The following is a 22,206-nucleotide window of genomic DNA, read 5'->3' as shown; positions in this document are numbered from 1 at the left end:
TCAAGTGAAAAAAGTGAAAAGCAGCCAAATAATAGTTGAGTAAATTACTCGGTTAAATAGTTGACTAAAATACTCGGGAATGCCACAATTTACCCATATTTCACCATGGAGTTTTTGTTATGAGACTGACATCAAAAGGACGTTATGCGGTAACAGCCATGTTAGATGTGGCGTTGCATTCACAAGAAGGACCGGTGCCGTTAGCCGATATTTCTGAACGTCAGGGAATTTCCCTTTCCTATCTTGAACAGTTGTTTTCCCGCCTGCGTAAAAATGGTCTGGTTTCTAGCGTCCGTGGTCCAGGTGGCGGTTATTTGTTGGGCAGAGATGCCGGTAAAATTTTCGTTGCCGAAGTGATTTCCGCTGTTGATGAGTCTGTTGATGCCACTCGTTGTCAGGGCCGAGAAGGTTGTCAAGGCGGCGATCGGTGTTTGACTCATGCCTTGTGGCGTGACCTGAGTGATCGCATCACGAGCTTCCTGAGTAGCATCAGTTTAGAAGAATTAGTAAATAACCAAGAAGTATTGGATGTTGCTGATCGGCAAGATAGCGATAAGCGCCGTACCCCTGGCCCTAACGGCAGACTTCAAGAGACGATTAACGTTAATCTGCGTGCGTAACTTGCGGCAAATACTTGTGTGGCAATGAAAGTATTCAAAGTGTCTTACGGAGCATGTGAGCAATGAAATTACCCATTTATTTGGACTATTCAGCAACAACACCGGTCGATCCACGTGTTGCTGAAAAGATGATGAACTATTTGACTATTGACGGAGTCTTCGGTAACCCAGCTTCCCGTTCACACCGTTTTGGTTGGCAGGCTGAAGAAGCGGTTGATATTGCGCGCAATCAAATTGCTGACTTAGTTGGCGCGGATCCGCGTGAAATTGTGTTCACTTCAGGTGCGACAGAATCAGATAACCTGGCCATTAAAGGTGCTGCAAAATTTTATCAGAAGAAAGGCAAGCACATTATCACCAGCAAAACTGAGCATAAAGCGGTTTTAGATACTTGCCGCCAGTTGGAGCGCGAAGGCTTTGAGATCACTTATCTGGCGCCAATGAGCAACGGCCTGATTGATCTGAAAGAGTTGGAAGCTACCCTGCGTGAAGACACAATTCTGGTTTCCATCATGCATGTCAACAACGAAATTGGTATTGTTCAGGATATCATGACCATTGGTGAATTATGCCGCAGTCGTGGCATTATTTTCCATGTTGATGCAACCCAAAGTGTTGGTAAATTACCTATCGACCTCAGTCAGCTAAAAGTTGATCTGATGTCCTTTTCTGCCCATAAACTTTATGGCCCGATGGGAATTGGTGCGTTGTATGTTCGTCGTAAGCCTCGCGTGCGTATTGAAGCACAACAGCATGGCGGCGGTCATGAACGCGGTATGCGTTCAGGTACATTGCCTGTTCACCAGATTGTTGGCATGGGCGAAGCTTACCGTATCGCGAAAGAAGAGCTGGAATCGGAGGCAGAACGCTTGCGTGGTTTGCGTCTGCGTTTGTGGAACGGTATCAAAAATATTGAAGAAGTTTACCTGAATGGTGATTTGGGACAGGGAGCGCCACACATTCTGAATGTCAGCTTCAATTATGTTGAAGGTGAGTCATTGATGATGTCATTGAAAGATCTGGCAGTGTCTTCTGGCTCGGCATGTACCTCAGCGAGTCTGGAGCCTTCTTATGTCCTGCGCGCATTGGGCATGAATGATGAACTGGCGCACAGTTCTATTCGTTTTTCTTTGGGACGTTTTACCACAGAAGAAGAAATAGACTATGCAATCAAGTTGATTCACAACGCGATTGGCCACTTGCGTGATCTTTCTCCATTGTGGGAAATGTTCAAGCAGGGTGTGGATATTAGCACCATCGAATGGTCTCATCATTAATCAGACGGTTTCAGGAGTAACGACATGGCTTACAGCGACAAAGTAATTGATCACTATGAAAACCCACGTAATGTTGGTTCATTCGATAACGAAGATCCGACAGTGGGTAGTGGCATGGTAGGGGCACCCGCTTGTGGTGACGTCATGCGACTGCAAATCAAAGTCAACGATGAAGGTATCATTGAAGACGCACGTTTCAAAACCTATGGCTGCGGCTCTGCAATTGCATCTAGTTCTTTGGTAACAGAGTGGATGAAAGGTAAATCGTTGGAACAGGCTGAGGCAATTAAAAACACTCAGATTGCTGAAGAGTTAGAACTGCCACCCGTGAAAATCCATTGTTCTATTTTGGCAGAAGATGCTATCAAAGCGGCTATTGCTGATTACAAGAGCAAGCGCCAAGCCAAATAACTTTTTCACAAAAAGAAAATAATTCTGGTGGATATTGCTGCAATATCCACCTTTACTGGTTTTAAAGTGAGGTGTTGTATGTCAATTTCCCTGACAGAAAGTGCAGCCCAACGTATTTTGGCTTTTCTCACCAATCGAGGAAAAGGTGTCGGGTTGCGCTTGGGAGTGAGAACATCCGGCTGCTCTGGTATGGCATATGTGATTGAATTTGCTGATGCAATAAATGAAGAAGATCAGGTTTTTGAAGATAAGGGCGTGAAAGTCATCGTTGATGATAAAAGCATTATTTACCTTGATGGTACTGAGTTGGATTTTGTTAAAGAAGGTCTGAATGAAGGCTTTAAATTCAACAACCCCAATGTTTCCAGCGAATGCGGTTGTGGAGAAAGTTTCCACGTTTAACCCCATTTTTGACCCGCATTTTGCGAAACTAAGAGTAACTTATGGACTACTTTACTTTATTTGGGCTGCCTTCACGTTATGCGATTGATCGCGAACAATTGGCAACCCGTTATCAGGAATTGCAACGCCAGTTTCATCCTGATCGTTTTGCCAGCCAGCCAGAACGTGAAAAAACGCTGGCACTCCGACAAGCTGCTACCATCAATGATGGTTATCAGACGCTAAAACACCCCCTGAAACGCGCAGAATATATGCTGTCTCAGCAAGGGTTTGATCTATCTAATGAACAGCACACGATGCAGGATACGGCTTTTTTGATGCAGCAGTTGGAATTGCGTGAAGAGCTTGATGCCATTGAGCATAGTGCAGATTCAGAAACAGCATTGAACGATTTTTCATCTCGCTTGAATAAAATGATTAAAACGCGTAGTGAGCAGATGGAACAGCAACTCAATGCTGCCGAATGGTCAATTGCAGCCGATACAGTCCGTAAGTTACGCTTTCTGGATAAATTGCAACAGCAGGTTGACCAACTGGAAGAGCGGTTGTTGGATGATTTTTAGCGGACTTTTGACTGACTTTTAGCTGAATCGTATTGTTTAGAATGATTTTTGGCTGAATGGATTTCAGTTGAATAAATTTCGGCTGATATAGATTTATGCTGATATAGATTTATAGGGGCACATATGGCTTTATTACAAATCAGCGAACCGGGTTTATCTGCTGCACCGCACCAGCGCCGACTGGCTGCGGGGATTGATCTTGGTACAACTCACTCTCTGGTTGCGACCGTCCGTAGCGGTCAGGCGGAAACATTGGCAGACAGTGATAACCGCCACTTACTTCCTTCTGTTGTACAGTACCGCAAAGAAGAGATTCTAGTTGGTTGGCAAGCGCGTCAACAGGCTGCGTTTGATCCTGCCAATACAATCAGTTCAGTTAAGCGGCTACTGGGACGCTCTTTGGCTGACGTTCAACAGCGTTATCCTAACTTACCATACCAGTTCCAGGCCAGTGAAAATGGTTTGCCATTGATTAATACCGTGGCGGGGCTAGTAGATCCTATTCAGGTTTCTTCTGAGATATTGAAATCGTTGGTGCAACGGGCAGAAGAAACCTTGGATGGTAAACTTGATGGTGTTGTGATAACAGTTCCTGCTTATTTCGATGATGCTCAGCGTCAGGGCACTAAAGATGCTGCTCGTTTAGCGGGTTTACATGTTCTTCGTCTCTTGAATGAACCCACTGCGGCAGCCATTGCTTATGGTCTTGATTCCGGTCAGGAGGGAATAATCGCCGTTTACGATCTTGGTGGCGGAACATTTGATGTCTCTATTCTTCGCCTTAGCCGAGGGGTGTTTGAAGTGCTGGCAACAGGGGGAGATACTGCCCTCGGCGGTGACGATTTTGATTCGCTGTTAGCAAATTGGATACGTGAACAGGCTGGGATCAGTGATAACGATCACGGATTGCAGCGTCAATTGCTGGATACCGCTACCCAAACCAAAATTGCCTTGAGTGAGGCTGATAGAGCAGAAATCGATATTGCTAACTGGCAAGGCAGTATTACCCGTACCGAATTTAACGAATTGATTTCCTCTTTGGTCAAACGCACATTACTCTCCTGCCGTCGAGCGCTGAAAGATGCAGGTGTAACAGTTGACGAGGTTTTGCAGGTCGTCATGGTTGGTGGTTCAACGCGAGTACCATTGGTACGTAGCATGGTGGGCGAGTTCTTTGACCGCGAGCCATTAACTTCTATTGATCCAGACAAAGTGGTAGCTGTTGGTGCTGCAATTCAGGCTGATATTCTGGTGGGTAACAAACCAGATAGCGAAATGCTGTTACTCGATGTCATCCCGCTGTCACTTGGCTTGGAAACAATGGGAGGGCTGGTTGAAAAAGTCATTCCACGTAATACCACTATCCCTGTTGCCAAAGCGCAAGAATTTACCACTTTTAAAGATGGACAAAGTGCGATGAGTATTCATGTGGTGCAAGGCGAGAGAGAACTGGTAAATGATTGCCGTTCACTGGCGCGTTTCACACTGCGTGGTCTTCCACCATTACCGGCTGGTGGTGCACACATTCGTGTGACCTTTCAGGTTGATGCGGATGGCCTGTTGAGCGTCAGTGCATTAGAAAAATCCACGGGTGTTGAAGCTTCTATTCAGGTGAAACCTTCCTATGGTTTGTCGGATGAAGAAATTGCCCATATGCTCAAAGACTCCATGTCTAATGCACAGGAAGATGTTCAGGCACGCAAATTAGCGGAACAAAAAGTAGAAGCAGCTCGAATGCTGGAAAGTTTAACTAGTGCATTGGAAAAAGATGCGGATTTACTGAGTCAAGAAGAGCAGGCTGCTATTGACGCCGCTGTACAAGTATTAATTGAAAGTGCTCAGGGAACTTCCCCTGATGCGATTGAAAGTGCAATAAAACAATTGGACAAGCAAACGCAGGAATTTGCAGCGCGCCGTATGGACACATCAATCCGCCGGGCTTTGGCGGGTCATTCTGTGGATGAGATTTAATTATGCCTAAAATTGTATTTTTACCTCATAACGAACTTTGTCCTGAAGGGGCAGTATTGGAAGCGAAGGAAGGCGAATCCATTCTGGATGTTGCATTACGTAATGGTATTGAAATTGAACATGCCTGTGAAAAATCCTGTGCGTGTACTACTTGTCACTGTATTGTCAGGGAAGGCTTTGACTCACTGGAAGAAAGCTCTGAACTGGAAGATGACATGTTGGATAAAGCATGGGGATTGGAGCCTGAAAGCCGATTGAGCTGTCAGGCCAAAGTTGCCGATGAGGATTTAGTCGTTGAAATCCCCAAATACACCATTAACCATGCACGCGAACACTGACAGGAGAACAGAAAATGAAATGGTCTGACAGTCGTGATATTGGCGAAGCACTATATGATAAATTTCCTGATATAGACCCAAAAACAGTGCGTTTCACCGACATGCATGAATGGATTTGTGAGCTGGATGGTTTTGATGACGATCCACAGAAATCCAACGAAAAAATATTGGAAGCTATTCTACTGGTGTGGCTGGATGAATATGAATAGTGGACAATTTGCTCAAGACAAAAACCAGAGCAAAAAATAATATGCAATCTCACCGATTCTTGCTCAATAGCTTGGCATAGTCTGCATTTAGTGGAAAACTGGCAATCGCCAGTTTTTTTATAATCCCTCACTGTGAAACAGTGAACAAATAAGATAAGAAGTGAGAAAAAATGACAAAACAAATCATGCCCATAACACTGTCTTATGAGCCAGCTAACGCTTGCTGGGGTGAAAAAGCACTAATTAGCTCAAGTGAGCAGGGGATCACAATCCATTTGCAAGGCAATGGCAAGCTGGGTGCTATTCAACGTGCTGGGCGTAAAATTGACGGGCAAGGAATTCGCAATGTTGCTTTAGTGGGTGATGGCTGGGATCTGGAAAAAAGTTGGTCATTTTGGCTGGGCTTCCGTTCACCTAAGGGATTGCGCACAATTGAATGGCCACAACTCCCTGCGGCGGAAAAACAGGAGCTGGAAAGACGGATCAAATTCATTGATTGGGTGCGTGATACCATCAACCTTCCGGCAGAAGATCTGGGGCCAGAACAGCTTGCCCAAAGAGCTATTGATTTATTGCGCGGGGTAGCGGGTGATGCTGTTAGCTATCGCATAGTCAAAGGGGACGAGTTACATGAACAGGGATATGCGGGGGTATATACCGTTGGCCGTGGCTCTTCTCGTGATCCCGTGTTCTTGGCATTAGATTTCAATCCAACAAAAGATGCAAAAGCGCCTGTCTTTGCCTGCCTGGTTGGTAAAGGTATTACCTTCGATTCCGGTGGATACAGCATCAAACCTTCTAATTTTATGGATTCGATGAAATCAGATATGGGCGGCTCCGCGACACTAACGGGAGCACTGGCTCTGGCAATCAGCCGTGGTTTAAAACATCGTGTAAAACTGTTCCTGAGCATCGCAGATAATATGGTGAGTGGTAATGCTTTCAAATTAGGCGATATCATACACTACCGTAACGGCAAAACTGTTGAAGTAATGAACACGGATGCGGAAGGGCGCCTGGTTCTGGCTGATGGTTTGATTGATGCCAGTGCAGAAAAAGCACAACTTATTATTGATGTTGCTACCTTGACTGGTGCAGCGAAAACAGCAGTAGGAAATGATTACCACTCAATATTAGGTTTTGATGATCAACTGGTATCTGACTTAATGGCGGCGGCTGATAATGAAAATGAATTATTCTGGCGCTTACCGCTGGCTGAATTCCATCGTAGCCAGCTCCCATCCAACTTTGCTGATCTGAACAACATTGCGTCACCGGCACATTCGGCAGGAGCAAGTACCGCAGCAGCATTCTTGTCACACTTTGTAGAAAATTACAAAAAAGGTTGGGTGCATATTGACTGTTCAGCAACTTACCGTAAATCCTCTGTTGAACAATGGGCTGCGGGTGCAACGGGATATGGTGTACGTACTATTGCCAATTTATTGCTGACAAAAGCGCAATAAACTGAAATGACTATTCTTCATAGCTCTTCTTATGAGGAGCTATTGTTGAATTTTTTAATGATCTTAACTTCAATTAAAACAGTATGTTCGGGGATTTTTCATGAATTTATTAAATGGATCTATCGCTACTGAAATAGAAGTTCCTAGCGGGAGCCGTATTACTCTAAGTCAGCCAGAAGAACAGCCGACTCAGCTTATTGAGTCACTAATTGACTTATTTAAACAACATAAACCTGTTCGGCAGGCTTTTTTAGTTATGGCCTATGATAAAAATGTGGATGAAAAACCCAATGTATTAATTGGGTTGGAATTCAGTGTGGCATTGGCAGAAAATGAGATTAATTTGTTGATTCAAGAAGCTGGTGAGCTGGCTTGCAAATATCTTGATGAAGATGAATCTGTCGATTTTTGCTTACTTGATGAACAAGAAGGGGGCATCAGCCATTTCTTGATTCATCATACCCAACCTTTTTATCAGCGAAAATTAGGGAGTTGGCTTCGTGATACCATTCCGGTTGTTAATCAATAACTACTTGATTGCTTTACCGTGACACTATTTTCTTTGTCATGAAACTCGCTTCTACAGCATAGAATTGATTTTAAACACAATGCATAACATTGCTATTTCACCAATTCTGCCCTGTGATCTACTATCAAAAACCTCTTGGATATATCAGGTATTAAATATAATGATTTCTCATTAAAAGCATGGAGTTATCCATGTTTTTTTGTTTTTGCATATCATTTTATTCATGTTTTAGATGAAAAAATTATTGTTTTACGATAATTTAGATCTATAATTCGATCATGTTAAATAGTGAGATATAAGAATGATGCCCTCTGAAAAACTGACACGAATAACAACACTCAGCTTGGTGATGTCTAAATTATCTTTGTTAATTATTATTCTGATGATGGTGATTAATATTTTTAGTTGGCTGGATCCAAAACTCATTTTGGGAAGATATGGATTAGGTTTTTCTTTGACTGAGAGAATATTGTCCAGTTTCAACAGGGATACGCTTACTACATGGAAATTAACCGGAGGAATATTGATATCGACGATCCCACTATTATCGTTGATTGGTAGTTTTTTAGCTTTTCATCGGTTGTTTGGTAATTATAGAAAAGGGGATTATTTTTCCAAACCTACGGTTAGATATTTGGAATATGCGGGTTGGGGAGTCATTTTATGGAGTATTTTAGATATTCTTTGTCAGCCTATATTAACATTATGGTTAACAATTGGGGCACCAGTAGGTGAACGTCTTATCTCATTGAGTTTAACGACCGGTCATTTTGTCGCTATTTTCATTTCAGTTTGCCTGGCTATTATTTCACGTATTCTTTACCAAGCATGTGATATATACGATGAAAATCAGAGCATTGTATAGGAGATACCGTGGCAATTCTTATAAATCTGGATGTGATTATGGCGAAAAGAAAAGTTAAATCTAAAGATTTAGCACAAGCTATTGGCATTACTGAACAGAACCTTTCTTTGCTAAAAACAGGAAAAATTAAGGGGATTCGATTTTCTACCTTGAATGCCATTTGCCAATATTTAGAATGTCAGCCGGGAGATATATTGGAATTCAAAGACGATTAGAGCAAGTAATTAGATTAAATAAATAGCAATAGTGGTTATTATTAATTCAACGTAAACAGTGAGGAAAAAAGATGAAAATTTTTTCATATGTTTTGCTGCTGGGCGCATTTTACATACCTGCTTCGTTTGCTGATACATCAGTAACTGATAACCAGAAAATAACAAATCAGGAACCTTCCCGTCAGGGAGTGCTGAGAGAGTGTACAGACCTACTGCCGACGGGACATAAATATACTATCAGTATTATTGGTACGTCAGATAAAACCACCCAAGATCCTAAAGAAAAGTTCACAGGGAAATTTATAGTCTCTGATGAAAGTAAACAGGATATAAGCAAAAAAAGGGCTGAAGAAGTTAATCCTTTTATTCAGTGTGTAACAGAGAAGGTTTTATAATTGACATTGAGTGAAAAGCACGAATTCAATGATCTTGGTCAGTATGCCTGTTTGGGATTTAATCGCCTGAATAGGCATTATTTTATAAAATGGTTATTTTCATCGTGTATAACAAAGCGAAAATGTGATTTATGCTAAAAAATGATATTTTCGCTAAGAAAGTTTTAATAAAATGTTGTGTTTTCTGTAGGCAAGCAGAAACTCTCCTCCTATAATCAACGCCTATTTTTATCCCTGTCAGGTATGGGGTAGAGTTGCCCTTCAGTTTTGTTTGGGGCGTAAAAATTTAAATGAATCATCGCTGAAAGTGCCAAAGAGGTTACGCAATGACAATTGAACGTACTTTTTCCATTATTAAACCCAATGCAGTGAAGAAAGATGTTATCGGTTCTATTTATGCCCGCTTTGAAAGTGCAGGGTTTAAAATTATCGCGGCCAAAATGTTGCATTTGACGCGCGAACAAGCGGAAGGTTTTTATGCTGAACATAAAGGCCGCCCTTTCTTTGATGGTCTGGTGGAGTTTATGACCTCTGGCCCAATTATGGTACAAGTTCTGGAAGGTGAAAATGCCGTTCAACGTCACCGCGATCTAATGGGTGCTACTAATCCTGATAATGCATTAGCGGGTACTCTGCGTGCAGATTACGCAGATAGCTTTACTGAAAATGCGGTTCACGGTTCAGACTCTACCGAATCTGCAAGTCGCGAAATTGCTTACTTTTTCAGTGATGATGAAATCTTTCCTCGCTTCTAAAGCTTTTCGTTGTATGTAGCAATAGCTTCTAAGTAGCATATAAACAGTAAAGTTTGTACAATGATGCGCCTCGCTGAATCAAATCAGTGGGGCGTTTATTATTTTATTTCAATGTCCATTCAATATAGCTCGATGGTTTTAATCCGATCTTGCTAAAAGAGAATGAATGATCATTGAATTGGCAGTCACCGCATGAAAACTTAATGCTGAAACCAGATCAGCATAGAGCCGAAAGTGTAACAACGAGGCGATGTAACAATGTCCCAACTTAACGAAACCGTACCACCTGCAACTTCCGCCGTATCTGTCACGCCTGAAAAGAAAAACGGTAAAGTCAATTTGCTCGACCTTAACCGTAAACAAATGCGTCAATTCTTTATCGATATGGGAGAGAAACCTTTTCGTGCCGATCAGGTCATGAAATGGATTTATCATTACTGCTATGACGATTTTGAGCAGATGACCGATATCAACAAAGTGCTCAGGGCGAAATTGCAACAAGTTGCCGAAATCAGAGCACCCGAAGTTGCAGAAGAGCAACGCTCTGCTGATGGCACTATCAAATGGGCGATTACTGTAGGTGGTCAACAGGTTGAAACGGTTTATATCCCAGAAGATGATCGCGCGACACTGTGTGTTTCATCTCAGGTGGGATGTGCTTTAGAGTGTAAATTTTGTTCTACGGCTCAGCAGGGCTTTAACCGTAACCTGCGAGTTTCTGAGATTATTGGTCAGGTTTGGCGCGCCGCTAAGATTATAGGATCACTGAAATCCAGTGGTCGTCGTCCCATTACCAACGTAGTGATGATGGGAATGGGAGAACCATTACTCAATTTGAATAATGTCGTGCCCGCAATGGAAATCATGATGGATGACTTCGGCTTTGGTTTGTCGAAACGCCGTGTAACATTGTCAACGTCCGGTGTTGTTCCTGCTCTGGACAAATTGGGAGATATGATCGATGTTGCACTGGCAATTTCTTTACATGCACCTACTGACGATATTCGTGATGAAATTGTGCCAATTAACCGCAAATACAATATTGAAGAGTTCCTGGCAGGAGTACGTCGTTACCTGACAAAATCCAATGCTAATCAGGGACGTGTTACGGTGGAGTATGTGATGCTTGATCATATCAATGATAGTGTTGAGCAGGCTCATCAATTGGCCGAATGCTTGAAAGATACTCCCAGCAAGATCAACCTGATCCCGTGGAACCCGTTCCCAGGTGCACCTTATGGGCGTAGTTCGAACAGCCGCATCGATCGTTTTGCCAAGGTTCTGATGGGATACGGTTTTACAACCATCGTGCGTAAAACGAGGGGAGATGATATTGATGCAGCATGTGGGCAGCTTGCTGGTGATGTCATTGACAGAACCAAGCGAACAATGAAAAAACGCCAGGCAGGTGAACCTATTCAGGTAAAAACAGTCTAATTTTTCGTTTAATATCGATTAATGGCTAAAAATCTGGCAAAGTTTAACATATCCTTATAAATGAAGATGGTATGATACGGAAATCAATAATTTGGTCTATAGTTTGTTTTGTCCTGTTAACGGGGTGTGTGGAACGATCAACGCATCGCGCTCATCAGGTTGTTGCCATAGATACACGATTGCAGCTAGGGAAGGCTTATTTGGCGGAACGAAATTTACCAGCCGCTAAATATCATTTTCAAAAAGTCTTGCTGGCGGAACCTCATCATCCAGAGGCACATCTGGGCATGGCACTGCATGAACAATATGCAGGCCGCCCGAAAACCGCCAGTCAGCATTACAGAATGGCGATGCAGTATGCGGCTGAAAGTGATACCGTAGTACGTCATTATCATATTTTTCTTTGTGAACAAAAGCAGTATGAAAAAGCTGAGCAATTGGTCATGAAAAGTATGAAAAGCAATACAGGCTATTATAGCTGTGATAAATGATTTTCTGTGTTCAACGCAGTATTTAGATGATTTCGCTACACAAATTAAGTGATACGTTCTATTAACTTAATTTGCGTAAATTCTTTAACCCAGAACAGTACCAGTATCCCTTGCTAATGAAGACTGAAACTTATCCAGAAGAAGCCAATCTGACAACCGGTCAGATTCTGCGTCAGGCTCGTGAAAAACATGAGCTTTCTCAGCAAACTGTGGCAGATCGCTTGTGTCTTAAACTGTCCACTGTTCGTGATATTGAAGAAGATAATATCACGTCAAATATTTCACCGACATTCCTTCGTGGGTATATTCGCGCTTATGCAAAATTGGTTCAGGTGTCTGAATCTGAAATCTTGAGTATCTTGGATAAACAGATCCCCTCAAGAGCCATAAAAACGGCTCCTATGCAAAGTTTTTCAGCGGGAAAAAAACGCAAGAAACGTGACGGTTGGTTAATGAAGATAACATGGGTTGTTATTATTGTGTTGTTGGGAATGACATTCCTGTGGTGGTGGCAGAACTATAAAGTACAACAAACAGAACTGTCTTCAATGGCCACAGAATCAACTGCTCAGAATACTCAGTTAACAGGTTCTGAAAATAACCTAGTGGCTTCAACTGCTAGAGAAAATAATGTAGCGCCTCTTAAAGAAAATCAATCCGTAACGGCTGCTCAAGATGGTGTTTCCCAAGAAAAAACATTGTCGGCAGAGGCAAATAGCACTGAAGTAAATAGCAATGCTCCAGTATCTTCCAGTTCTGTATCCACAGCAACAAATCAGTCTGCAACCAATGCAACGCCAGAAAATACAACTGCTGCTGCCAATGCAGAGGTGAATAATGCTGTTGTGAGTCCATCATCGACTGATGTAAATAGTATCACTACGGCGAGCAACGATGAGTTAGTGATAGATTTCAGCGATGAATGTTGGCTGGCAGTCAAAGATGCTAAAGGTAAGGTGTTGTTTAGTGGTATCAAAAAGAAAGGGGATAGCCTAAAACTTTCCGGTAATTTACCTTACTCAGTGAATATTGGCGCCCCTGCCAAGGTTAAGGTTCAGTTCCGAGGAAAACCAGTAGATCTGAGTTCCTTCGTGAAGAAGGGCATCACGGCTAAACTGACATTGAAATAAATGCCTTAACTGTTTTGGCAAAATTATTCACCACAGCATAGTTGTAATTCTTATAAACAAAAATACAGGGATGTAGGGGAGTAATGTAAAAATGCATAATGAATCACCGATAAAAAGACGTAAATCTACACGTATTTATGTCGGTAATGTGCCTATCGGGGATGGCGCACCGATTGCAGTGCAATCAATGACTAACACACGAACAACTGATGTTGAAGCGACAGTCAATCAAATTAAGGCGTTAGAGCGTGTAGGTGTTGATATTGTTCGAGTGTCTGTTCCAACAATGGATGCAGCCGAAGCGTTCAAGTCCATCAAACAGCAAGTCAATGTCCCTCTTGTTGCCGATATTCATTTCGATTACCGCATTGCATTGAAAGTAGCAGAATATGGTGTTGACTGTCTGCGTATCAATCCTGGCAATATCGGTAACGAAGAACGTATTCGTCAGGTTGTGGATTGTGCCCGCCACAATAACATTCCGATTCGCATTGGGGTTAATGGTGGATCGTTGGAAAAAGATCTACAAGAAAAATATGGTGAACCCACACCAGAAGCGTTGGTTGAATCAGCAATGCGTCATGTGGATATTCTTGATCGCCTGAACTTCGATCAATTTAAGGTCAGCGTCAAGGCCTCGGACGTTTTTCTGGCGGTTGGGGCATACCGTTTACTGGCGCAAAAAATTGATCAACCGCTGCATTTGGGGATTACGGAAGCAGGCGGAGCCCGTGCTGGTGCGGTGAAATCTTCAATTGGCCTTGGCATTTTGTTGTCAGAAGGAATTGGCGATACGCTGCGTATCTCGTTGGCCGCAGATCCAGTGGAAGAAGTCAAAGTCGGTTTTGATATTCTGAAAGCATTGCGTATTCGTTCACGGGGTATTAATTTCATTGCCTGTCCAACGTGTTCGCGTCAAGAATTTGATGTTATCGGTACGGTTAATGCGCTTGAGCAACGTCTTGAAGACTTAATTACTCCAATGGATGTTTCTATCATTGGTTGTGTTGTGAATGGTCCTGGCGAAGCAGAAGTTTCAACGCTTGGCGTAACGGGGGCGAAAACCAAAAGCGGCTTTTATGAAGATGGCATTCGTCAAAAAGAGCGTTTTGACAATAATAACTTGATTGATCAACTTGAAGCAAAAATTAGGGCGAAGGCAGCTATCCTTGATGCTAAGAACCGAATCAGCATCAATCAGCTTGATGAGTAATTTATTGGGGATATAAGCATATAGATTTGCTTGCAGATTGAACCTTGCAAGTATTCGCTTTTATAATCGATGGCATTGTATAAATATTAATAAGAGATAAAACGTGGCAAAAAATATCCCAGCTATTCGTGGCATGAACGACTGCCTTCCTGCTGAAACGGCAATTTGGCAACGAGTTGAATCTACGGTGAAGCGTGTGCTGTCAGGTTATGGTTTTAGCGAAATTCGGACACCGATTGTAGAGCAGACCCCGTTATTCAAACGTGCAATTGGGGAAGTAACCGATGTTGTCGAAAAAGAGATGTATACCTTTGACGATCGCAATGGTGAAAGCTTAACCCTGCGCCCAGAAAATACCGCAGGATGTGTCCGTGCCGGTATTCAGCATGGTCTGCTGTACAATCAGGAACAGCGCTTATGGTATATCGGGCCTATGTTTCGTTATGAGCGTCCCCAAAAAGGCCGTTACCGTCAATTCCATCAGTTAGGAGCTGAAGTGTTTGGCTTACAAGGGCCAGATATTGATGCTGAACTTATTTTAATGACAGCACGTTGGTGGCGCGAGCTCGGCATTGCTGATCACGTCACACTTGAATTGAACTCAATTGGTTCATTAGAAGCCCGTGCAAATTATCGTGAGGCACTGGTGGCATTCTTTGAACAACACAAAGAGAAATTGGACGAAGATTGTCAACGCCGCATGTATACCAATCCACTGCGTGTATTGGACTCTAAAAACCCTGAAATTCAGCAACTTTTGAATGATGCACCAGAGTTGTTTGCTTATCTTGATGCTGAGTCAAAAGAGCACTTTGATGGATTGTGTCAGATACTTGATAGCGCAGGGATCAAATACCGCATCAACCAGCGTCTGGTTCGCGGCCTTGATTATTACAACCGTACTGTTTTTGAATGGGTGACATCAGCGTTGGGTGCGCAGGGAACCGTCTGTGCCGGTGGTCGTTACGATGGCTTGGTTGAACAATTGGGCGGTAAGGCAACACCAGCAGTTGGTTTTGCCATGGGCATGGAACGTATGGTTCTGTTGGTGCAGGAGGTCAATCCTGATTTTGTTGCTGATCTGACTGTTGCCGATGTTTATTTCTCTTCCTTTGGTGAAGGTAGCCAGCAAGCGGCATTGATATTGGCCGAAAAAATCCGTGATCAACTGCCAGAATTGCGTCTGATGACCAACCATGGCGGTGGTAACTTTAAGAAACAGTTGACACGTGCGAGTAAACACGGTGCCAAAGTTGCCTTGATTCTGGGAGAAGATGAAATTCAGGTAGGCAATATTACAGTGAAAGATTTACGCAATGGTGAACAAGAAACGTTGTCACAACAAGCGGTCGCAGCGCGTTTGAGCGAACTGTTAGGCTAAGGAGAAAGACTCTAGTGCAAGTCTATACCACAGAAACTGAACAAGTTGACGCGATAAAGCGTTTTTTATCTACCAACGGTAAATACCTTGCTGTTGGCCTAGTGCTAGGCATTGGCGCTTTGTTGGGTTGGCGTTACTGGCAGAGTCACCAAACTAACCAATTGCATAATACGGCGGCAGTATTTGAAGAATTGAACAAATCACTGGCGTCAGGGTCGAAAGAAAATGTTGCCGTCGTAGAAAAGTTCGCTAATGAGACGAACAATGTTTACGGTGTTATGGCTGATCTGGAACTGGCAAAACAGGCTGTTGCTCAGAATGATTTAGCTAAGGCAGAGAAAAATTTGTTAGCGGCATCCGGTAAAGCTAAAGATGGGGACATGCAAGCATTGTCTAACCTTCGTCTGGCTCGGGTTCAATTGGCGGAAGATAAAACAGATGTTGCATTGAAAACGTTGGATCTGGTCAAAGGCAAAGGCTGGCAGGTTATGGTTGAGGATATTCGTGGGGATATTCTGGCTAAAAAAGGGGATATTGCTGGCGCACGTGCAGCCTATTCCACAGGGCTTGGACTTGATGGCCCGCAGGTAATTAAGGATTTTATGAAAATCAAACTTAATAATTTATCCAACTAAGGGAGCCAACTTCATAATGCAGCTGCGAAAAACACTCTTGGTTGGGCTGGTTGCTTCTGTTCTGCTGGCAGGTTGTTCAAGTGAACAGGATACGGTAACAATGTCACCGTTACCGAAGGTTGAAAATCAATTCAAACCTCGTATCGTTTGGGATAAGTCCGTTGGGAGTGGTACGGGGGAGTATTATTCTCACTTATCACCGACTTGGCAGGGTTCAACAGCTTATGTTGCTGACCGTCATGGTGTTGTCAAAGCATTTGATATAGACAGCGGAAAAGAGATATGGGCAACGGATCTGTCGGAAAAAACAGGTCTATTGTCATCCCGTTTGCCAGCGATGCTTTCTGGTGGTTTGACTGTGTCCGGTGATCGCCTGTATGTCGGCACAGAAAAGGCGAAAATCATCGCACTGGATGTAACGGACGGTAAGGTTGAATGGGAGTCAACGGTTGCCGGAGAAGCGTTGTCCCGTCCTGTAGTGAGTGATGGTTTTGTCTTGATTCATACCGGTAATGGTATGTTGCAGGCATTAAACGAAACTGATGGTAGTATTGCCTGGTCAGTTAACATGGATACACCCTCGTTGTCCGTTCGTGGTGAATCCGCTCCTGCCGTGGCTTATGGTGCAGCTATTGTAGGTGGTGATAATGGTCGTATTAGTGCGGTTCTGCTGTCTGAGGGGCAACTAATTTGGCAGCAGCGTATTTCTCAGGTAACAGGTTCTACCGAAATAGATCGCCTGAATGATGTTGATATGACTCCGGTCATTTCAGACAATACTATTTACGCGATAGCTTATAACGGCAATTTGGTGGCAATGGATATGCGTTCAGGCCAGATCATCTGGAAACGTGATCTGGGATCGGTGCATGATATGGTGGTCACTGACAACAACATTTTCATTGTTGATCAAGATGATCGTATTTTGTCCCTGCGCAAGAGTGATGGTGTGACATTATGGTCGCAAAATGATCTCTTGCACCGTAACCTGACAGCACCGGAAATGTACAATGGCTATCTGGTTGTTGGTGATGCTGAAGGTTACTTGCATTGGTTGAATATGGCTGATGGCAAATTTGTGGCGCAGAACAAGGTTGATGGTTCCGGCCTGTTGAGTCGTCCGGTTGTTGCCAGCGATAAACTGATGCTGCAAGCGAAGGACGGTACAGTTTATCTGTATACCCGCTAACTTCAGAGCGTGTTTTAAATAACACGAAATTATACGGCTCCTGGACATAATAGGGGCCGTTTCGTCTTTTTAGTATCTTTGTATCTTGCTGTGATGAACAATATTAAGACGTCACTTTCAGCAGGATATCGATTTAAATCTAGTCATGAGGCATCAAGAAAATGATACCTGTCGTTGCGCTGGTTGGGCGCCCCAATGTTGGAAAATCCACCTTATTTAACCGATTAACCCGAACCAGAGATGCGCTGGTAGCGGATTTCCCTGGCTTAACCCGTGATCGTAAGTATGGACGGGCAGAGGTTGAAGGGCAGGAATTCATCATCATTGATACGGGCGGTATCGATGGTACGGAAGAAGGCGTAGAAACGCATATGGCTACGCAATCTCTTATGGCCATAGAAGAGGCGGATATTGTTCTATTTATGGTTGACGCCAGATCGGGATTGATGCCTGCTGACCATTCGATTGCCAAGCATCTGCGTAGCCGTGAAAAAGCAACTTTTTTGGTGGCTAATAAAACCGATGGTATCGATATTGATACTTCTATAGCTGAGTTTTATTCCCTAGGTTTAGGGGATGTTTATTCTATCGCAGCTTCTCACGGCCGTGGTGTAACACAATTGATTGAACGTGTGTTGTTGCCGTTTTCTAATAAAGAAGAAACGGAAGAAGAAGTTGAATTAACGGAAGAAGAGGCTAACGCAGCGTATTGGGCAGAAATGGAGCAAGCCGAATTGGATGCTTCTGCTGAACAAGAAAAAGAGGAGGAGGCATTTGATCTTACAACTTTACCTCTGAAACTTGCAATTGTTGGCCGTCCTAATGTGGGTAAATCCACATTAACCAACCGTATTCTGGGTGAAGAGCGTGTTGTCGTTTATGATATGCCTGGTACGACCCGTGACAGCATTTATATTCCCATGGAGCGTGATGGCCGTGAATATATTTTGATTGATACGGCGGGGGTTCGTAAGCGTGGAAAAGTCACTGAAACGGTTGAAAAATTTTCTGTGATTAAAACGCTTCAGGCGATTGAAGATGCCAATGTTGTGTTGCTGGTAGTGGATGCTCGTGAAGGCATTTCTGATCAAGATCTCTCTCTGCTTGGTTTTATTCTTAACAGTGGTCGTTCCCTGGTTATCGCCATCAACAAATGGGATGGCATGAGCCAGGAAGATAAAGATCACGTCAAAGATATGCTTGAACTACGTTTGGGTTTTGTTGATTTTGCTCGTATTCACTTTATTTCTGCACTACATGGTAGTGGTGTTGGGAATCTATTTGAGTCAATTCTGGAAGCTTATGAAAGTGCAACTCGCCGCGTTAGTACTTCCTTATTGACCCGTATAATGCGCATGGCAGAAGATGATCACCAGCCGCCAATGATCCGTGGTCGTAGGGTGAAAATGAAATATGCCCATGCTGGTGGATATAACCCACCTATTGTGGTTATCCACGGTAATCAAGTAACGGATTTACCTGATTCCTATAAGCGTTATTTGATGAATTATTTCCGTCGTTCTTTGAAGGTGATGGGAACACCTATCCGCATCCAATTTAAAGAAGGTGCTAATCCTTATGCGGATAAGAAAAATACATTAACAGCAACTCAGCTCCGTAAACGTAAGCGTTTAATGGAACATCTGAAAAAACGGTAATTATTTAAAAATATTGATATAAATAAAGGGCTATTTTTAGCCCTTTATTATTTCTATATCTAAAAAATAATTTAATCATCATAAAACAGAGCAGATAGAAATAATTTTAAAAATTAATCTAATTAGCTTTAAAATCTTTCAAGATTATCAATGGATTTATTGTATATTCAGTTTTATTAATTTAGGTATTTATTTTTTTATATTAAAAAGTATGCAAATCAGAGAGTAACACTACTTTCCTGGAAATAAATAACTATCTTCTGGTTCAGGATTTTTTATGTTTTCATACAATAAAGGATCATCCTCAGAGTTTAAGGTATCTTCTTTGGTTGATTGCTTCATGAGTTTATTAACATGATCTAATGTTTTCAAAACATACTTTTTGTCATTAGTATCACAGGTTTTTGCAATATACTCCAATAAATAAGGGGGGATTATATTTTGTTTTTTTGCTTTATTGTCAATCATGATAATGCCCTATTTTGTATGTATGTTATGGTGTTGGCGTATATTTGGCCTAATCTGAATAGTAGCCAAACTAACCATGCTAGTCACTACTAAAAATGTAAATTTTTTTATGATATGGTATGGAAGGATAAGATGATTAGTTTAATTAAATTAAGGATAGATACATAAACGTAATCAAGACCTTCCCTGGTCCTGATTGATTAGAGAGATATTACAACTTTTAGAGTAAAGTTCCGACTTGTTTCCATGAATGAGTCACAATATCTGAAATTTCCTTGCCAAATAATGCGTTAGCATTATCAACGGTTAGCTGTGCAAAATCATTAAAACTGGCTTTGTGGGATAATCGTTTGTCCAATAATGTGTTATACCAAATTTTTCCAGCTTGCTCCCAAGAATACCCTTCCAACTCTGTTGCCAACAAGTAGAATGCCTTATTAGGAATACCAGAATACTTGTGAACACCTCCGTTATCATCTCTGACGGATAAATCTTGGTATTGGTTCATATGACCAACTTGATTATCTTTCGGGTTTGCTGTTCCAGGATTTTTGAATGAGCGCAAGGCAACATTAGGATCATTGTCCGGATTAAGTGCAGGACCAAATATTCCCTGCCCTATCAACCAATCAGATTCGTTAGCCTTTTGGTTATTTGCATACTGTTTTACCATAATACCGAATACATCTGAGATCGATTCGTTTAATGCACCCGATTGATAGGCATAATCAAGGTTTGCTTCACTTTCAGTTACTCCATGAGTTAGTTCATGTGCAGTAATGTCAATGCAGGAAGTGAAACAGTTAAAATAAGGGGCATAACCATCACCGAAGACCATTTGATTATTATCCCAAAATGCATTCATATAGTTTTTTTGGTAATGCACAGTAGCAACTAATTTAAGACCTTTGTTATCAATAGAATTACGCCCAAAAATTTCCTGATAAAATTCATAGGTCTTACCAAGATAATTATAAGCCTCAGTGGCTGCTATATCATCAATCATAGCCATGCCTTCGTATAAAATTAATTTATCCCCTGGGTATTGATCATTATATTCAGCATTGTAAATAGTTCTATTTAATTTATTGTCAAAACCTGGCTGATATCCATGAATTAATATATCTATTTCAGCAGAGCTATTCATTAGATTGTAAACATGATCTAATGTTTTTAATATGTATGATTTATCGATTTGGCCGCAAATTTTAACAACGTATTCCAATAAAGATGGTGGGATGATACCAGATTTATTTAGTTTATCTTGATGATTGCGCATAATGATACCCCCGCTTTTTAGATGTTATGTATATTTTATCTCTAGGTACCTTAATTAATTATTAATCTAAATGATGGTGTTTTCTACTAATGGAAGGTATTTTTGTTGGGTTATAACATATTAATTTATAAATATAATAAAGGATTATCCTTAATCCTTTATTATTTATTTCAGTATTATCTTAATGTTACTGCTTAAAATATGAATTAGTATTTTATTAATGGTAATTTCATTACTCTTCGGAAAGTAGAACACCAACTTCTTTCCAGCCATGACTAACAATATCTGACGTTTTCTTGTTGAATAATTTTTCAGCATTATCAATCGTCAGTTTGGCAAAATCTTCAAAATCTGCATCTGAAGTTAGACGTTTATCCAGTAGCGTTTCATACCAAATTTTTCCCGCTTTTTCCCAGGCATAGCCTCCCAACTCCATCGCCACCAAATAAAATGCCTTGTTAGGAATGCCTGAATGTATGTGAACGCCTCCATTATCAATGATGAAGGGGAGATCTTCATATTGATTCATATGACTAACTTGCTTATCTCCAGAAAATGCACTTCCGGGATTAATAAAGGTGCGTAAGCCAACATCAGATCTATTTTCTGGATTAAATTTTGGTCCCAGTAAACCTTGACCTAATAGCCAATTGGATTCATCGACTTTTTGGTTATTAACATATTGTTTTACCATAATGCCAAATACGTCTGCGATGGATTCGTTAAGTGCACCAGACTGGTAGATATAATCCAGCCCAGCTTCGCTCTCGATGACACCGTGGGTTAGCTCATGAGCTATAATATCAATGGCAGAGGTAAAACGATTGAAGTATTTTCCATCACCATCACCAAATACCATTTGTTTTCTGGTCCAGAATGCATTCAGATAATTTTTTCCATAATGTACTGTAGCAACTAACTTGATTCCTTTGTTATCAAGAGAATTTCGGCCGAAGACTTTTTTATAGAATTCATGAGTCTTACCAAGATATTCATAAGCCTCATTAACTGAATCATCTAAACTCTCTGGCATACCTTCGCCGCGAGATAACTCTTCCCCTGGAAAATCCTCTTTATTTTTAGCATTATAGATAGTGCGATGCAGTTTATCATTCGTCTCTGTTTTAGCTTCCTGTTTGTCCTGTTGAGAAATAGTTTCTTCAGCAGGCGCATTCATTAATTGATAAACATGATCTAATGTCTTTAATACATATTGATTAGTATATGCATCACAATCATCAGAGATATACTCCAGAACAAATGGAGGAATTAAGCTGTATATGTTGGTTTGATTATTGCTCATAATAAT

25 protein-coding genes are annotated in these 22,206 nt (G+C 41.8%); 22 read left to right on the top strand and 3 right to left on the bottom strand.

Annotated elements, in window-relative coordinates; genetic code table 11:
* Nucleotides 1–119 precede the first annotated feature (119 nt).
* From iscR to der, 22 genes are all read left to right on the top strand, one after another.
* Entirely contained in the window at nucleotides 120–620 is a 501-nt protein-coding gene (gene iscR, locus Xentx_RS08235; RefSeq protein WP_074019773.1) for a Fe-S cluster assembly transcriptional regulator IscR, read from the top strand.
* A 62-nt stretch (nucleotides 621–682) separates the two neighbouring features.
* Nucleotides 683–1,897 (top strand): IscS subfamily cysteine desulfurase, encoded by a 1,215-nt coding sequence (locus Xentx_RS08230; RefSeq protein ID WP_074019772.1) that lies wholly within the window; start codon nucleotides 683–685, stop codon nucleotides 1,895–1,897.
* Nucleotides 1,898–1,921: 24 nt separating this feature from the next.
* Nucleotides 1,922–2,308 carry a Fe-S cluster assembly scaffold IscU gene (iscU, locus tag Xentx_RS08225; protein WP_074019771.1) on the top strand — a complete coding sequence of 129 codons (387 nt, stop codon included), beginning with the start codon at nucleotides 1,922–1,924 and terminating at the stop codon, nucleotides 2,306–2,308.
* 78 nt (nucleotides 2,309–2,386) lie between these two features.
* Complete coding sequence (gene iscA / locus Xentx_RS08220; protein ID WP_074019770.1) at nucleotides 2,387–2,710, top strand: iron-sulfur cluster assembly protein IscA; 324 nt, start codon at nucleotides 2,387–2,389, stop codon at nucleotides 2,708–2,710.
* A 41-nt stretch (nucleotides 2,711–2,751) separates the two neighbouring features.
* Nucleotides 2,752–3,273 (top strand): co-chaperone HscB, encoded by a 522-nt coding sequence (hscB, locus tag Xentx_RS08215; protein WP_074019769.1) that lies wholly within the window; start codon nucleotides 2,752–2,754, stop codon nucleotides 3,271–3,273.
* A 123-nt stretch (nucleotides 3,274–3,396) separates the two neighbouring features.
* On the top strand, nucleotides 3,397–5,244 hold the full coding sequence (gene hscA / locus Xentx_RS08210) for a Fe-S protein assembly chaperone HscA (RefSeq protein WP_074019768.1): 1,848 nt from the start codon (nucleotides 3,397–3,399) through the stop codon (nucleotides 5,242–5,244).
* Nucleotides 5,245–5,246: 2 nt separating this feature from the next.
* Nucleotides 5,247–5,582: an ISC system 2Fe-2S type ferredoxin gene (fdx, locus tag Xentx_RS08205; protein ID WP_074019767.1), complete on the top strand. Its 336-nt coding sequence runs from the start codon at nucleotides 5,247–5,249 to the stop codon at nucleotides 5,580–5,582.
* Between the two features lie 14 nt (nucleotides 5,583–5,596).
* Nucleotides 5,597–5,791, top strand: a complete 195-nt coding sequence (gene iscX / locus Xentx_RS08200; RefSeq protein WP_074019766.1) for a Fe-S cluster assembly protein IscX — start codon at nucleotides 5,597–5,599, stop codon at nucleotides 5,789–5,791.
* A 170-nt stretch (nucleotides 5,792–5,961) separates the two neighbouring features.
* Nucleotides 5,962–7,257, top strand: a complete 1,296-nt coding sequence (gene pepB, locus Xentx_RS08195; protein WP_074019765.1) for an aminopeptidase PepB — start codon at nucleotides 5,962–5,964, stop codon at nucleotides 7,255–7,257.
* Between the two features lie 100 nt (nucleotides 7,258–7,357).
* A complete protein-coding gene (locus Xentx_RS08190; protein ID WP_074019764.1) occupies nucleotides 7,358–7,786 on the top strand; it encodes an enhanced serine sensitivity protein SseB C-terminal domain-containing protein in 429 nt (142 codons plus the stop codon).
* Between the two features lie 301 nt (nucleotides 7,787–8,087).
* Nucleotides 8,088–8,651, top strand: coding sequence for a DUF2975 domain-containing protein (locus Xentx_RS08185; protein WP_083600916.1), 564 nt, complete (start codon nucleotides 8,088–8,090; stop codon nucleotides 8,649–8,651).
* Nucleotides 8,652–8,659: 8 nt separating this feature from the next.
* Entirely contained in the window at nucleotides 8,660–8,866 is a 207-nt protein-coding gene (locus Xentx_RS08180; protein ID WP_074019763.1) for a helix-turn-helix domain-containing protein, read from the top strand.
* A gap of 71 nt (nucleotides 8,867–8,937) precedes the next feature.
* Complete coding sequence (locus Xentx_RS19530; protein ID WP_244149836.1) at nucleotides 8,938–9,261, top strand: hypothetical protein; 324 nt, start codon at nucleotides 8,938–8,940, stop codon at nucleotides 9,259–9,261.
* 326 nt (nucleotides 9,262–9,587) lie between these two features.
* Nucleotides 9,588–10,016 carry a nucleoside-diphosphate kinase gene (ndk, locus tag Xentx_RS08170; protein ID WP_074019762.1) on the top strand — a complete coding sequence of 143 codons (429 nt, stop codon included), beginning with the start codon at nucleotides 9,588–9,590 and terminating at the stop codon, nucleotides 10,014–10,016.
* A 258-nt stretch (nucleotides 10,017–10,274) separates the two neighbouring features.
* Nucleotides 10,275–11,453 (top strand): dual-specificity RNA methyltransferase RlmN, encoded by a 1,179-nt coding sequence (rlmN, locus tag Xentx_RS08165; protein ID WP_074019761.1) that lies wholly within the window; start codon nucleotides 10,275–10,277, stop codon nucleotides 11,451–11,453.
* Between the two features lie 128 nt (nucleotides 11,454–11,581).
* Nucleotides 11,582–11,944 (top strand): fimbrial assembly protein, encoded by a 363-nt coding sequence (locus Xentx_RS08160; RefSeq protein WP_244149835.1) that lies wholly within the window; start codon nucleotides 11,582–11,584, stop codon nucleotides 11,942–11,944.
* A 116-nt stretch (nucleotides 11,945–12,060) separates the two neighbouring features.
* On the top strand, nucleotides 12,061–13,074 hold the full coding sequence (gene rodZ / locus Xentx_RS08155) for a cytoskeleton protein RodZ (protein WP_074019759.1): 1,014 nt from the start codon (nucleotides 12,061–12,063) through the stop codon (nucleotides 13,072–13,074).
* Nucleotides 13,075–13,165: 91 nt separating this feature from the next.
* Nucleotides 13,166–14,287 carry a flavodoxin-dependent (E)-4-hydroxy-3-methylbut-2-enyl-diphosphate synthase gene (gene ispG, locus Xentx_RS08150; protein ID WP_074019758.1) on the top strand — a complete coding sequence of 374 codons (1,122 nt, stop codon included), beginning with the start codon at nucleotides 13,166–13,168 and terminating at the stop codon, nucleotides 14,285–14,287.
* Between the two features lie 103 nt (nucleotides 14,288–14,390).
* Nucleotides 14,391–15,668 carry a histidine--tRNA ligase gene (gene hisS / locus Xentx_RS08145; protein ID WP_074019757.1) on the top strand — a complete coding sequence of 426 codons (1,278 nt, stop codon included), beginning with the start codon at nucleotides 14,391–14,393 and terminating at the stop codon, nucleotides 15,666–15,668.
* Between the two features lie 14 nt (nucleotides 15,669–15,682).
* Nucleotides 15,683–16,303, top strand: coding sequence for a YfgM family protein (locus Xentx_RS08140; RefSeq protein WP_074019756.1), 621 nt, complete (start codon nucleotides 15,683–15,685; stop codon nucleotides 16,301–16,303).
* 16 nt (nucleotides 16,304–16,319) lie between these two features.
* Nucleotides 16,320–17,492, top strand: a complete 1,173-nt coding sequence (gene bamB, locus Xentx_RS08135; protein ID WP_074019755.1) for an outer membrane protein assembly factor BamB — start codon at nucleotides 16,320–16,322, stop codon at nucleotides 17,490–17,492.
* A 161-nt stretch (nucleotides 17,493–17,653) separates the two neighbouring features.
* The gene (gene der / locus Xentx_RS08130; protein WP_074019754.1) at nucleotides 17,654–19,150 is read left to right on the top strand and encodes a ribosome biogenesis GTPase Der; all 1,497 of its coding nucleotides are present in this window, start codon (nucleotides 17,654–17,656) and stop codon (nucleotides 19,148–19,150) included.
* A 231-nt stretch (nucleotides 19,151–19,381) separates the two neighbouring features.
* On the opposite strand, the gene Xentx_RS08125 is transcribed toward der, so the two are convergent.
* The 3 genes from Xentx_RS08125 to Xentx_RS08115 form a co-directional block, all read right to left on the bottom strand.
* On the bottom strand, nucleotides 19,382–19,618 hold the full coding sequence (locus Xentx_RS08125) for a protealysin propeptide domain-containing protein (RefSeq protein WP_074019753.1): 237 nt from the start codon (nucleotides 19,616–19,618) through the stop codon (nucleotides 19,382–19,384).
* A 220-nt stretch (nucleotides 19,619–19,838) separates the two neighbouring features.
* Nucleotides 19,839–20,897 (bottom strand): M4 family metallopeptidase, encoded by a 1,059-nt coding sequence (locus Xentx_RS08120; protein WP_074019752.1) that lies wholly within the window; start codon nucleotides 20,895–20,897, stop codon nucleotides 19,839–19,841.
* A 232-nt stretch (nucleotides 20,898–21,129) separates the two neighbouring features.
* The gene (locus tag Xentx_RS08115) at nucleotides 21,130–22,200 is read right to left on the bottom strand and encodes a M4 family metallopeptidase (RefSeq protein WP_074019751.1); all 1,071 of its coding nucleotides are present in this window, start codon (nucleotides 22,198–22,200) and stop codon (nucleotides 21,130–21,132) included.
* Between the last annotated feature and the right edge of the window lie 6 nt (nucleotides 22,201–22,206).

The sequence above is a fragment of the Xenorhabdus thuongxuanensis genome (assembly GCF_001908095.1).
In the GTDB taxonomy this organism is placed as follows: domain Bacteria; phylum Pseudomonadota; class Gammaproteobacteria; order Enterobacterales; family Enterobacteriaceae; genus Xenorhabdus; species Xenorhabdus thuongxuanensis.
Note: the sequence above shows the minus strand (reverse complement) of the source record. Positions and strands in the feature narration are given on the sequence as shown.